At 41.2% G+C, this 12639-nt stretch carries 11 protein-coding genes; 6 read left to right on the top strand and 5 right to left on the bottom strand.

Annotation, left to right across the window (positions count from 1 at the left end):
* Positions 1-31: 31 nt before the first annotated feature.
* The 3 genes from IT6_RS04855 to IT6_RS04845 form a co-directional block, all read right to left on the bottom strand.
* The gene (locus tag IT6_RS04855) at positions 32-2509 is read right to left on the bottom strand and encodes a class I SAM-dependent methyltransferase (RefSeq protein ID WP_206828249.1); all 2478 of its coding nucleotides are present in this window, start codon (positions 2507-2509) and stop codon (positions 32-34) included.
* Positions 2510-2607: 98 nt separating this feature from the next.
* Complete coding sequence (locus IT6_RS04850; RefSeq protein ID WP_134440438.1) at positions 2608-3411, bottom strand: universal stress protein; 804 nt, start codon at positions 3409-3411, stop codon at positions 2608-2610.
* Positions 3408-5852, bottom strand: a complete 2445-nt coding sequence (locus IT6_RS04845) for a Lon protease family protein (protein ID WP_206828247.1) — start codon at positions 5850-5852, stop codon at positions 3408-3410. Before IT6_RS04845 ends, IT6_RS04850 begins: the two co-directional genes overlap by 4 nt.
* 94 nt (positions 5853-5946) lie before the next feature.
* Between IT6_RS04845 and IT6_RS04840 the strand changes: the two genes are divergently transcribed.
* The 3 genes from IT6_RS04840 to IT6_RS04830 all read left to right on the top strand — a co-directional run bounded on the left by IT6_RS04840 (position 5947) and on the right by IT6_RS04830 (position 9012).
* Positions 5947-6357, top strand: coding sequence for a hypothetical protein (locus tag IT6_RS04840; RefSeq protein ID WP_134440436.1), 411 nt, complete (start codon positions 5947-5949; stop codon positions 6355-6357).
* A 557-nt stretch (positions 6358-6914) separates the two neighbouring features.
* Positions 6915-7931, top strand: a complete 1017-nt coding sequence (locus IT6_RS04835; RefSeq protein WP_134440614.1) for a LysR family transcriptional regulator — start codon at positions 6915-6917, stop codon at positions 7929-7931.
* A 34-nt stretch (positions 7932-7965) separates the two neighbouring features.
* Positions 7966-9012: a PA0069 family radical SAM protein gene (locus IT6_RS04830; RefSeq protein ID WP_206828534.1), complete on the top strand. Its 1047-nt coding sequence runs from the start codon at positions 7966-7968 to the stop codon at positions 9010-9012.
* A gap of 27 nt (positions 9013-9039) precedes the next feature.
* Here IT6_RS04830 and IT6_RS04825 read toward each other — a convergent pair whose 3' ends face one another.
* Together IT6_RS04825 and IT6_RS04820 are read right to left on the bottom strand one after the other, a co-directional pair.
* Positions 9040-9600, bottom strand: coding sequence for a Slp family lipoprotein (locus tag IT6_RS04825; protein WP_206828244.1), 561 nt, complete (start codon positions 9598-9600; stop codon positions 9040-9042).
* Positions 9601-9671: 71 nt separating this feature from the next.
* The gene (locus tag IT6_RS04820; RefSeq protein ID WP_242524350.1) at positions 9672-10238 is read right to left on the bottom strand and encodes a Slp family lipoprotein; all 567 of its coding nucleotides are present in this window, start codon (positions 10236-10238) and stop codon (positions 9672-9674) included.
* A gap of 154 nt (positions 10239-10392) precedes the next feature.
* On the opposite strand from IT6_RS04820, the gene IT6_RS04815 reads away from it, so the two are divergent.
* The 3 genes from IT6_RS04815 (at position 10393) to IT6_RS04805 (ending at position 12638) form a co-directional block, all read left to right on the top strand.
* Positions 10393-10788 (top strand): hypothetical protein, encoded by a 396-nt coding sequence (locus tag IT6_RS04815; RefSeq protein WP_206828242.1) that lies wholly within the window; start codon positions 10393-10395, stop codon positions 10786-10788.
* Positions 10789-10901: 113 nt separating this feature from the next.
* Positions 10902-11573: an energy transducer TonB gene (locus tag IT6_RS04810; protein WP_206828240.1), complete on the top strand. Its 672-nt coding sequence runs from the start codon at positions 10902-10904 to the stop codon at positions 11571-11573.
* A gap of 48 nt (positions 11574-11621) precedes the next feature.
* Complete coding sequence (locus tag IT6_RS04805; RefSeq protein ID WP_206828238.1) at positions 11622-12638, top strand: class I SAM-dependent methyltransferase; 1017 nt, start codon at positions 11622-11624, stop codon at positions 12636-12638.
* Position 12639 lies beyond the last annotated feature (1 nt).

Here is a 12639-nt window from a genome sequence, read left to right as displayed (position 1 = left end):
TTAAAATAAACAATGACAAGCACGCAATATCTTATTCTGCAACAACAGAAGAACCAGTGGAATGATTTTTCTCGCTGAGGGTTTCTGGCTTTTCAAGAACGATCACAGCTGAGGCAGGGGGTTGGATAACTCCTTGTTGAGGGTTAACAAAGTTAAAACCGCATTCTTTGAGTATTTGAAATAAATCGGTTTGCCAATTAAGATCAACCGACGAACTGGGTTCGGATTGGGTTTGATCCTCCTTGATGGGCTGCTCAGAAGGAACGTTGAGAAGAGAGAAAGATAGAATCAATTTTCCTTTGGGCTTCAATCTTTCAAATATTGCCAGGAACAGCTCTTTGTCTTTCATAGGAAAATGTTGAGGGAGAAGTCCTAAAACGAAGTCGAAAAAATCTTTAGAAAAAGCCAAAAGCTGTTGAGGATTAAAGTCGGAGAAAAAATGAACGGTGGAACTCCTCGAAAGAACTTCTTGAATAGATTTAAGGGGCCCAAAAAGAAGAAGTTGTCTATCTTGGACTATCTCGGCAACTTCTTTGAGGCAATGGGCTTGTGGGGCGAGGTATTGAATCAGGGTTTTGCTGAGTTCCACTTCCGCTTCTTTAGAGTGACAATGAGGACAAATAATTTGATCCGGTGAAGACTTTTTTCTGGAAATAAGCGAAAGCTCTTTTCCGCAAACTGGACAAAGCGAGGTTGGTTGTGGTTCTTTAAGCATCAAACTTGGCCTGATACGGGAGCTGATTTTAAGAATAGCTCGGCTTAGTCTGCCTTCCTTTCTTCCCTGGATAAGGAAGTGTGAAAGGGGATTTAAGTTCTGTTCTGCAACTTCTGGATACTGTTCTAGGTAGTACTGGATATCAAAATAGGGGCTGGGATTCCTCCGGTTTGCTGCCCCTTCCTCAATAAAATGGATAAGAGGATTTTTCTTTTGTTGGCTAACTTCAGGATTTTGTTTCAAGTAATAAGAGGTATCGAAATAGGGATTAGGGTTGAGATCGGAAAAGCAGCCTTCTCTGAAATAATGGCGTAGGGCTTCATCCCTCGGTACATCGGGAGCCTGAAGAATATAAAAATCGGGGTCAAAGAGATTGAATTCAAGAACTTTTTCGAAAAGCCTGTTTTCTTCCCTGGCTTTCGGATTGAAAAGACAAGCAAAGAAAGAATTTTTCTTCACGGTCTTTTTATAGATTTTACACTGCTGTTCTAATCGCTTTGCATCCAGGCAGTTAATTCTTCGAATTTCTTCTATCAACCGGTTTTGATAAGTGTGAAATTCTTTTTCAAGGTTAGCTAAATTAAGCTGTATTTTCTTTAAATTCTCAGATGTATCAAAACTGGAAGGCTCTTTTTCTACAACTACCTTGAGTTGTTGCACTACAGAATTGGCTTTGGGCGTCTTGATCGGTGATTGTAAATCTATTTTTTCAACGGGATGAGCTTTGATCTTATTTTTTTCTTCTTCTCTACGCAGTAGCTCTTCTTTTTCTTTTTCTAGCCGGCTGAGTCGGTCGTTTAAGCTGGCTATAAGGTTGTGTTGTTCTTCCCATTTTTCCTTAATGCTATTGTAAAGAGAAAGGGGATCTGTAGATTGTTCCGGAGCAGTTTTAAAGAGCTGAGAAAGATCCAGGTAAAATTCTTTTTCTTTTTCTTGGAGTTTATGGAGCTTTTCTGACAGATCGTCGGCTTCTTTTTCCTTTTCTTTTAACTGCAAACTGATAAGAGCACTTTCTTGAATCTTTTCTTCAAGCTCTTTTATTCTCGAAAGAAGACTCTCTTTTTCTTTTCTTAGCTTTTCGTTTTTGGTTAGTGCTACGACTCCTTCCCCTAGACGTAAAAAAAAGGAGCGGACGATATCTGTCTGTTCTTTTTCTAGGCTCAACAATGCTTTTAAGGAAGGATGAATGTCTTTGCCAACCGCAAGTATACCTAACCCATAGCCATGGAGAAAATGGAAGTGAGGATAAGCCTCTTTGATTTCTTCCCAATATAACCAACTCCCAAAATCTTTTTCCCGGGCATTGGTCCCATGAATGAGTACAACCCCTCTATCGGACATTTTAGGAAGCCACCTTTCAAAATTATGGCGTACAGAAGGATACGATGAGGATCCGTCAAGGTGAAGCAGATCTATGGAATTATCTTTAAAAAATTCCAGGGCCTCGTCAAAGCTATGAGAAAGGAGTTTTGAAAAAGAACCATAACGAGGGTAATGGTACGCCTCCAGTTCTTCTACCTGATCCTTGCTTAGGGGTGGGGTGTTCTCATCTCCTTTCCAGTGATCTATGCCATAGCAGGCAGTGGGATAATGTAAATATTTTACAGCTTGACAGAAAGCACAATAAGAGTCTGCCTTGTATACACCAAGCTCAACGAATACATGGGGTTGAGTCGCTGCTGTAATCCAGAATGCAAAAGGAATATGTCCATGCCAGAGGGAATCAGCGGTTAACCTTTCAGGATAAAGGGATAAAATAGGATGGCAAAAAGGATTTAAACTTTCCGATTTCATCGACACTTTATTTTCTTTTTTATCGATGTAAATCGAGTAATGCAAGTCTTATGATTTGTAAAATGGAGGATAAGCTAAAGATAATTTTTGAGATTTCCTTAAGGAGATAATAAGACTGGACAATCCAATAAACGCAGAAGAATCTTTAATTTTTCCTTCTCTAAACTTAAGCTTTTCAGGGAGAAAAACAGTAGCCCAATTTTTTCTTCATCTATAAGGGAGGCGATTGCTGTTGGCTCTTCTCCCACTCCCTGAATAACAGAAAGCCTACCAATATCTTTTGTCAGAGTTTCGATTCTATGTCGTTGAACCTCATCTAGAGGCTTGTTCAACAAAAATAGAGTCAAGGCTGCAGAGAATTTCTTGCTAATACCAACAGCTAAATTGAGGATAGAGACGAAATCTTTCGAAGGATCGATGAGCAAACCGAAAGGAGGACTGAGCTGCTTTTCCGTAGAAAAGAAAAGAATGGGTTTTTGAGCTTCTTCAAGTAACCGGAAAAGAGGGTCTTCAAAAAAAGATAAAAAATTTGAGAATTGACCTTTTTGTGAAACAACAATGAGATCACAATTTTTAGCGGCTTCGACCAACTCTATCCAGAGAATCCCCCGAGAAACCTGGAATGACCAGGGAACATTGAGCTGCTGAGCTACATGAGAAAGTCTTTCTTCCATTTGGCTTGCCATCCTGCGGAATCTTCTTAAGAGGGATTCGGCATGTAAAGGCCTTGTTATGGCCGAGTGCGTTTCGGTTTCATAAGCAAAAGGAAGTGAACTTAGCCGTAAGAGGTTGATATCTTCAACGAATAGCCCTAAAAGCTCAGCTTCGAGCTTTGCAGCAAGTAGCGCTGCATTGTTGAGAGAAACGGTGAGATTTTCGAAAAGTAGGATTTTATTAATCATTCATTTCCTTCCATGGATTCAGTACCCGTTTTTAAATTAGGGGAGGCGAATTTTTGAGCGCGTCTGGCAAATTGAGACAGCTTTTCTTCGACTTTCCCATTAAGGCTACCTGGAGGATATTTTCCCTCCGGTCCCCTTTGACCCGAAGGAATCCCGGTTAGAATTTCCATCACCTCGTCGATCGTTTTCACGGGATAAATTTTGAAGAGTCCTTTTTCTACAGCATCAAGGACCTCTTCTTTAAGAACAAGGTGTTGAAGATTAGACCATGGTATGATCACCCCGCACTGATCATGCAGTCCTCGGGATGCACAGATATCAAAAAACCCTTCTACTTTTTCGTTAACCCCACCAATGGGTTGAATTTCTCCGAGTTGATTGATTGAACCGGTTATAGCAATCGATTGAGCTATGGGCTGTTCAGAAAGAGCGGAGAGCAGTGCACAAAGTTCTGCTGCAGAGGCACTATCCCCTTCAACAAAAGAATAAGATTGCTCGAAAGCTAAAGTTGCACTTAAAGAAAGAGGTTCGTCTGGAAGGTACTTGCCCGCTAGAAGTCCAGAAAGGATTAAAACCCCTTTTGAATGAATGGGACCGCTTAATTTGACTTCTCTTTCGATATCGATAACATGTCCATTACCGAATCGCACACGGGCAGTTATCTTTGTTGGGTAGCCAAACGAAAAGTTCCCCATATCAACCACCACAAGTCCATTGACTTGACCAATCTTTTTCCCTTCAGTTTCAACCAACAGGATCTGCCTTAAAATAGATTCTTTAATTTTTTCCTGCACTCTGTTTATGCGATTATAATAAGATACAATAGCTGACCGGACATGTCCTGCGGTAATAATCTGAGCATTTTCTTTTTTACGCCAGTAATCACTTTCTTCAAGAAGGTCGAGGATCCTTCTGGTATGTAGGGAGAATTTCTGGGTATCTTGAGAATATCTTAAACTTTGCTTAACAATATGACGTAGAGCCGATTTGTCCAGAGGAGCGAGGTTGTGAGTACGACAAAGAGAAGCGATGAGCTGACAGTAGAGGTGCAGATTTTGAGGATTGACTTCAAACTCTTCGCTAAAATCAGCGCTGACTTTAAAAAGATCTTTAAATTCAGGATCAAGTTGATAAAGCAGGTAATAGATCAGCCGGTCTCCTATAAGGATAACTTTAAGACTCAAAGGAATGGGTTGGGGTTCAAGAGAGACTGTACTTAATAACCCCAAGGCCTCGCCCAGAGGTTCTATTTTGATCTGTTGGCTGCGCAGGGCTCTTTTAAGTCCTTCCCATGCATAGGGATGGGAAAGAACCCGCAAGGCGTCCATAACAAGATAGCCACCATTTGAACGGTGCAAGGCTCCTGGCCGAATTAGAGAAAAATCGGTGAGGAGAGCTCCCATCTGGGCAATATGTTCGATTCTGCCCACAATGTTTACAAAAGAAGGATTATCTTCAAAGACAATGGGTTGACCGGATAATTGAGAATGATCCACGATAACATTGACTTTGTAACGCTTGAGTAAATATTCTAAGGGTTCTCGGCTCATTCCTCCCATACCTGGGAAAGGAGGCAATTCAGCTTCCTTAGGCGTCCGAAAACTTTCGGCATTTTTCAGAACATCCTTTTGAATCTCCTCAAGGTGGCTCAAGACCTTATCCATATGTTTGTATTTGGCTTTGAGCTCTTCGAGAAGCCCAGAAACAACTCCCTGTATATAGTTACGGTTGAGTTCCCGAAGTTTGTTCTGGACATCTTTGCGCCATTTTGGGATCTGCCTGAGAATGGCGGTAAGCTCTTCCTGCAGCATTCGGATTGCCGATTCTATCCTTTTTTTCTCTTCTTCAGGCAAGGCATTGTATCTTTCAGGATCGAGCACTTCACCATCCTTAAAGGGAGCAAAAGCAATCCCAGCGGGTGTTTGTAGAAGAGCTATACCTTCTTTTTGAGCTTTTTCTCTAAGCTTGTTAAAAGCTTCTTCTCTCTTGTCAATGAACTCCTGTTCGATTTCCTGGGCCCTTGTTCGGTATTCGTCACTTTCAAAAATGGCAGGAATTCCTATTTTAAGATCATCAACAAGCCTTGCCATGTCATCAGCAAATTCCGATGCTTTTCCAGCAGGAAATGATAGGGCCTTGGGTTTGCTTTCATTCTCAAAATTAAAGACATAACACCAATCAAGAGGAGTAGGACCCTGGGCTGCCTTTTCTTTCAGTACCTTTTCTAGGAAAGTCTTTTTACCAATGCCTGGGGGACCCATGACGAAAATGTTGTAGCCAGGCTTAAAAAGAGAAAGGCCAAAATCGAAAGCCTCGCAGGCCCTTTTTTGACCCACAAATTCAACGCCTTCTGGAATTTCCTCGGTTGTTTCATAGGGTATTTCTGTAAAACTGATATGAGTTTCAAGCTGTTGCCTTGTCAATGGAAGGGGAGATGACATAGAAATTGTCCATCATATTCATTTTTAATTATTAAAAATGATAATTTTTTGAATTTTTTCTTGTTAATAGTTCCCTTTTTCATTACTAAGTATCATGCTAAAATCAAGAGAAATAAAGAGCAGCTGTTATATCTTTTTATTTTGCCTTGCCTTTTGTTCGCCGATCCTGGCCAAAACAGAATATTTTCCTTCTCCTAAACCTGAGCGCCATGCACCGGCAACGACAAAAGTAAAACCCCAAACAATTACCCTCGTTGTCGATGGAGCTAAAATCCCCGTAGAGGTGTGGATTGATTCTGCTCCCTCTTATCCTTATTATATCTTGGGGCTTATAGAGACAAATAGGCAAAGAAAACATGCCGCAAGGGTAGCAGTTGAACATGGAGCAACCGGGATTATTCTGATCAAGCGCAGTGAAATCCCCTATGTTCCCCGGTGGGTAGGCAGACATCGAGGTACACTACGCTTCAGTGAGTTTCGCTACTGGTGGGCTATCAAAAAGTAAGAGCCTCTGCTAAGTCTTTTTTAATTGTCCTTTAGCTTTCATACAAAGCTTTGCCCTGTCAATGTCTCTCGGTTCATGAAGAAAATCCGTTAGCAATAGTAATGTAAGATGGCTAACGATGAGGGTGCGGTTGGGGAAGTCTATTGCTTTTTTGTTGGTAGCAACACTGGCTTGATTTTTAGCTTTCTAAATCATCCCTTCGGATTTTTCCCTAATTTTATAACTGCCTAGTTCGTTTCTCATCATTTCTTCAGAATAGATTAAGTTCATTGTTCATTGTCAAAACATCCTCTACTATTGACCGATTCATTCTTTTCTATCTAGAGAAAATGAACCACTTCCCTGACATGCACTTTATTTCCCTTAAGGATAGAGATAAACAACCAAATTTATCCCTAAAAAAGATGTGAGTTCCAATAATAATCGATAATTCAAAAGAAAAGCTTATTTATTGGAAATTATAAGCTTATCATAACATTTATAAAATAAAGTTTTTTTTAAAATCTATTGATAATTTTTATTGACATTTACTCTTAAACAAAAAAAATTATAAAATTATGGAAAATGATAATGATTATTTTTTTCAGAAACTCCAGGGGGCTGATTCTATAGAACTTAATCCTAATCATTTATTGACTTTGCTGAGAGTTATTAGAGAGAAAAGTGTGACCCGAGCTGCGGAACTTATGAATCTTGGTCAACCTGCTATTTCAGCAAGACTTCGTCAATTGAATCTTGTTGTGGGCGAGCCTTTATACCGTAGAAAAGGGCATGAGGTCGTTCTGACTCCAGCAGGAGAGGGCTTGATGGTTTTTGCCGTGGCCCTTGAAGAAAACATGAAAAAGGCTGAAGGCTACATTCGGCGGCTAAAAGGGTTATCTGCAGGAACCTTGCGCATTGGGGCCACGGTCACTGCTTCCAATTATTACATCCCCCTATCTCTTGTAGAGTTCCAGAAGAAGTTTCCCGGCATTCGAATTTCTGTGGAGACAGCTCCTACTCATGAACTGTTCCGGCGCATGACCGATTTGGATCTGGGTTTTGTTGAAGATCCTATTGAGGAGGATATTCCAGAAACTTTTCAGGTTAAGAAATGGTGGAAAGATAAAATTGTCTTGATTTATTGGAAAGACCATCCCATGGCTGAAAAATGGCAAAAAGGGGTAATGCTGGAGGAGCTGGTTGATTATCCGATTATCTGGAGAGAACCTGAATCTGGAGTAAGAAAGACGGTTGAAAAGGCTATAGAGAAAAAAGGATTGAGATTCAAGCTTTGCTTTGAGGTAAGCGGGGCGGATGCGGTAAAAGAAGCGGTAAGAGCAAAAATGGGCATAGGTTTTGTGGCAAGACGAGTCCTTGAACATGGAACCACGGATCTTCTCTTTAGTGAAATTGATCCTCCCCATGGCATTGAATGGTGGATAAACATCATCGAACCCATTGAGAAGATGAAAAGTCGTGCTGCCCAGGCACTTGTTGATATGTGTATGCAGATGAGTCATAGAATACAGGATAGGAAGGCTAAAAATGAATCCCTAAAAGAAAACAACAATGTGATGGGAAAGATCGCTTGATTAAAAGAAGCTGAACGTGCAACCATCTTTTTCTATGACCAAGGGGAGGTGGAGAGGTAGAGGAGCTCTTTCAAATCCATCCAACCGATTTGAATCTCTAAAATTAGAGTGGGAAGAAGAGTATCCGACAGAGAAAGGAGTAATTAAAACTTTTTTTTACGAAGATCCGACCTCTGAAATCTTGTCTTATAATAAAAGCCCTGATCTTGGTTTTGAGCTCAGCCTAAACCCTTATAGAGGTTGTGAACATGGATGCATCTATTGCTATGCTCGTCCTACCCATGAGTATTTGGGATTTTCTGCTGGCCTAGATTTTGAAAGCCGTATTCTTGTAAAGACCAAAGCTGCGCTTCTTTTAGAAAAAATATTTTGTTTACCGCGATGGAAACCCAAGTTAATCATGATGAGTGGGGTAACGGATTGTTATCAACCTTGCGAATCCCATTTTAAGCTGACCAGGCGTTGCCTGGAAATATTTTTGAAATATCGCAATCCTCTTGCCGTGATCACAAAAAATCGGCTTATATGCAGAGACATGGATCTGTTGAAACAGCTGGCAGAACTTGATCTGTTAAGCGTTTCTATTTCCGTGACGACCTTAGATCCCCTTCTGGCATCTGTCCTTGAACCCCGGGCAAGCAAGCCAGCCTTAAGACTTGAAGCCATACGGTTGCTTTCTTCGGTGGGTGTCCCGGTGGGTGTTATGGTTGCTCCGATAATTCCTGGGTTGAATGATTTTGAGATGCCTTCAATCTTGAAAGCGGCTTCTGAAGCTGGAGCTACTTTCGCTGGTTATTCTCTATTGCGACTACCTTGGGCAGTCAAGGATCTTTTTTTAGAGTGGCTCTCCACTCATTTTCCGGCCAAAAAAGAAAAGATCCTCAGCCGCATAAAAGATTATAGGGAAGGTAAAATTTCAGATAGCTCTTTTGGGACTAGGCTTTCGGGAAGTGGAAAACAAGCCGATGAATTTAGCCGGTGGTTTAGATGCTTTCTTCACAAGTACGGATTGGTTGAGAAGAAAAAACAAAAGATAAACGGTTCTATTCCCCAACAACTGGAACTATTTGAAAAAGAATGATGCCCTTATCTCGGCTCTTCTAACTTGTTACCACCACCAACCAGGACCCCAACCCCAACCCCAGCCCCAGCCCGGCCCCCAACCAGGTCCCCAAAAATATCCAGGATAGTAGTAACCCGGGTAATAATAGGATTCCGACCAGAGATGAATCTGCAGTGCTCCAATCACCGGATAGCTATAGGATCTTTTACCAATAACTCCCGGCTGCACGCCCCGCACCTTGCCTACTACCGTAATGGCCCTGTCTTTGCTATAGATTGAGGGATCGAGAAATTTGGTTGAAGCAATAAGAAACCTGCCTCCACTTCTGTCTGTATCCAGGGGTCTGTCGGTTGAACTATCCAAAGGCTTTTGAATGACTTCGATGAGTGTGATGTTCTTTAAATTTTTTGTTTGAGCTATCGTTCCGCCAAACATCACCACTCTTCCCTTGTAGGCTTGAGGGTTCCTTAAAACCTGGGAAAAAGAGGGCTGTCCTCGGGTCTCTTTTTTAACTGTGCTTGAAAAAGGGCTGCAGGAAATCAATCCAAAAAAAAGGAGAAAGGGGAAAAACTGGGTAATCCTAAAATCAAATCTAAAGGCTTTCATTATGCAGCCGAAGCATTCTTTTTCAGATGCTCTGTTCTTCCCATGTTTTGACAGGAAGTGCAAGAAAAAAACTACCAGAAAAATCCTGGGCCGTATCCTCCCCATCCCCAAGCTGGACCAACAAATGGGCCCATACCCATGCCTGCAGCCCAATAGTCATATTCAGCTGCCGAAGTAGAAGGCCAGAGGTGAATCTGGGAAGCCGAGATCAAGGGATAAACATAAGTTCTTTGTCCAATTACCCCTTGTTGACCCCCAACGATCCGGCCCGCAATCGTAATCCTTTTGCCTACGCTGTAAACCTGTGGATCGATAAAACGGGAGCTGACAGCTAGAAATCTTCCCTGGGATTTTGAGGTATTTAAAGGATAATCTGTATTATCTAAAGGATTTTGAATAACTTCAATGTAGCTTTTATTTTTCAGATTTTTGATTTGAGCGATTGTTCCTCCTAAAATTACCATTTTGCCTTTGTAAAGGTTAGGGTTCTTTTTTATCTGACTAAAAGAGGGACTGCCTTCTGCTTCTTTTATATAACGACCAGATAACGGGCTGCAGGAACAAAGAATGGCCACCAATGCTATGCCCATTAAGGAGTTGATTGTAGTGTAAAAAACAAAAGAAACAAATTTATGCATTGAGCCTGGTCCTTAGTTAGGTCAAATCCCTATAGAATTTTATAGAATAAAGGGTTAAAGCTCGAAGAAGTTTTTGGTTTTCTCTGATTTTTTTAGTAAGAATACAAGTTGTTCTTCTGCTTGTTATCCCTTAAAATAAAGAAAACAGAGAGAGATGAAAAAAGTAGGAAGCTGTCTAGTAGCCTTGGCATTGATCTGGATTGGAGGAGGACAGCTGTTTATTCTTCAGTCTATCGCTTGGACTCGGATGTTCAATGATTATTCTCGCAGTCTTCCATGGTACAAAGCCATTGGAAAAACCTTAGGCGGCAAAGAAAGTTGCCAGCTCTGCAAAAAAATTCCTCGATCGTTTGATGGTCCTCCTCTAAAAAACTGGCCTCAGCTTACCGATAAAGATCTCATGCTGGTCCTTTTTGCGAGCGGTTTTTCTAGCCATTTCCTTGGATTAGATTCTTTTGTAGCTTACTTAGAATTTTCTTTTAGTTGCCCTTCTGGGGAACCACCTCCTACCCCACCTCCAAAGGCTATTGCTGTTTATAGGGCCTGTTAACCCGTCTATCTGTCGATTATTTTGGAATTAAAACTGGAATAAACCTGTCAGTTTTTATTCCTTGTCGAGTCTGAAACTTGAGGTTTAAAAAATGAGTTTTGGGGATAAAGTTTATGAGGATAGTAGAAAAAAAAGGTCTTATTGGATTTATTCTTTCTCTACTTTTTCACTGTTTTTTTATGTTTGGTGTGGGATCTTTGTTTTACAAAAAAGCTGAGTATGCCATGGGAGGAGCTTTAGGCTATTCGCAAGTCGATCTGATTGAGGGGACTGCAGCTACACAAAAAGAAGAAACTCAGCCTCAGCTTGCCCAAGTTGCTCAAACCCAGAAAGAAGAAGTGTCCAAACCAGAAGATTTTTCTTTAGTTGAAAAAAAGAAAGAAGAACCTAAGCCTGCTCTAGCTGTTCCAAGGTCTTCTACAATTAATGGGCAAGGAAAGTTAGGGAAAGGCAAAAATACAAGAACCCTTGTGAGAGGAACATCAAGTGGTGGAGGAGGGGTAACGAGTGCAGCTTCACCCGATTACCTTCACAACCCCATTCCTCCTTATCCTGAAGAATGTCGCTGTCGAGGACAGGAAGGGCTAGTCATTCTAAAAGTTTGTGTTTCTCCAGAAGGCAAACCGATGAGCGTGCAGCTTTCGAAAAGTTCTGGGTTCGTACCCATGGATAAATCTGCCTTGGAGACTGTTCAAAGGTGGAAATTTAATCCTGCAAAAATGGCTGGAGTTCCTGTAACTTCCTATGTTATTGTTCCAATTCGGTTTAAGCTTTTAAATGAGTAACAGCTAAAAGCTTTTCTCATTGGTCCCATTTTTACTTACTTTTTCTTTATGAACTTTGAACAGCTTTTTACGCAGGGCAACAAGTTGATCTGCTCGCTTCAAGGCCTCAACGTAGCCTACTTGGGGATATCCATGGGAATTTTTGAAGCTTTGCATCGGTCGGGGGGATCCCTTTCCCTTGAAGGTTTGCAAGAAAAAACGGGTGTCGATCCAGAATACTTAAAAAGATTTTGTTTGGCCGCCTATGCCTTTGGTTTTATTGAAAGAAAAGACTCGTTGTATTTTCTCTCTTCACTGGGATCTCTTTTCGTAGAAGAACAAACGAAGAGCAAAACATTGCCTTTGGTTTTTCAATCCGTTTTTTACCCGTTGATAACGACCCAGATATCGAAGTTTTCTAAAGCCGGAGGCCATATTCATGCTTTTCCTCCTTTTGAGGATCCGGAGGTTTTCCCTTATATGTGGACGATGATGGAATACAAGTTTTCTAGTCTTTTCCAGCAGGAGATTCTGCCTCGGCTTTCATTTATCGAAGAGATAGAACGGCAGGGAGGGATTGTCGTTGACGTGGGCTGTGGCAACGGCTGGCTTCTGCGCCGTCTTTTGTCCCAATTTGAAAAATTAAGGGGGATAGGTATCGATTCGAACCAGGAGGGAATCGCTCAAGCACAAGCTGCTTCCAGCTCATTTAAGGAAAGAGTACAATTTGTAGCTGCGGATTTTTTTGAATACCCGCTACCCCAAGAGGTTTCTTTATTTACATTTAGTCGAGTGTTACATCACCTCTGGTCAGAAAGGTCGAAGCTTGTTCAGAAACTCAAATCCTACCTAAAACCGCATCTACGCGTGTTGGTTTGGGAACCTATTTGGCCAGCTGACATCGAACAACTAAGAGAGGAGAATATGAAAAGTGTTGCTTTCCAAAATCTGCACGAAAATGTGGAAGGCAACTTTTTGCTTGAGGAAAAAGAGATAAAAACCTTTCTTGAAGAATGCGGTTTAACTGTTCAGCAGTTTATGCTTGAAAATGGGATAGATAGCATTTTTGTGGGATCAAAGGATTAAA

Origin of the sequence: Methylacidiphilum caldifontis (genome assembly GCF_017310505.1) — a bacterium.
GTDB classification, from domain to species: Bacteria; Verrucomicrobiota; Verrucomicrobiia; order Methylacidiphilales; family Methylacidiphilaceae; genus Methylacidiphilum; species Methylacidiphilum caldifontis.
The sequence above is the reverse complement of the archived record's forward strand: the minus strand, read 5'-3'. Positions and strand labels throughout refer to the sequence as shown.

Excerpts from the sequence above, each read along its gene's own strand:
- IT6_RS04855 (WP_206828249.1), bottom strand. The coding sequence starts at position 2,509 with ATGAAATCGGAAAGTTTAAATCCTTTTTGCCATCCTATTTTATCCCTT.
- IT6_RS04850 (WP_134440438.1), bottom strand. The coding sequence starts at position 3,411 with ATGATTAATAAAATCCTACTTTTCGAAAATCTCACCGTTTCTCTCAAC.
- IT6_RS04845 (WP_206828247.1), bottom strand. The coding sequence starts at position 5,852 with ATGTCATCTCCCCTTCCATTGACAAGGCAACAGCTTGAAACTCATATC.
- IT6_RS04840 (WP_134440436.1), top strand. The coding sequence starts at position 5,947 with ATGCTAAAATCAAGAGAAATAAAGAGCAGCTGTTATATCTTTTTATTT.
- IT6_RS04835 (WP_134440614.1), top strand. The coding sequence starts at position 6,915 with ATGGAAAATGATAATGATTATTTTTTTCAGAAACTCCAGGGGGCTGAT.
- IT6_RS04830 (WP_206828534.1), top strand. The coding sequence starts at position 7,966 with ATGACCAAGGGGAGGTGGAGAGGTAGAGGAGCTCTTTCAAATCCATCC.
- IT6_RS04825 (WP_206828244.1), bottom strand. The coding sequence starts at position 9,600 with ATGAAAGCCTTTAGATTTGATTTTAGGATTACCCAGTTTTTCCCCTTT.
- IT6_RS04820 (WP_242524350.1), bottom strand. The coding sequence starts at position 10,238 with ATGCATAAATTTGTTTCTTTTGTTTTTTACACTACAATCAACTCCTTA.
- IT6_RS04815 (WP_206828242.1), top strand. The coding sequence starts at position 10,393 with ATGAAAAAAGTAGGAAGCTGTCTAGTAGCCTTGGCATTGATCTGGATT.
- IT6_RS04810 (WP_206828240.1), top strand. The coding sequence starts at position 10,902 with ATGAGGATAGTAGAAAAAAAAGGTCTTATTGGATTTATTCTTTCTCTA.
- IT6_RS04805 (WP_206828238.1), top strand. The coding sequence starts at position 11,622 with ATGAACTTTGAACAGCTTTTTACGCAGGGCAACAAGTTGATCTGCTCG.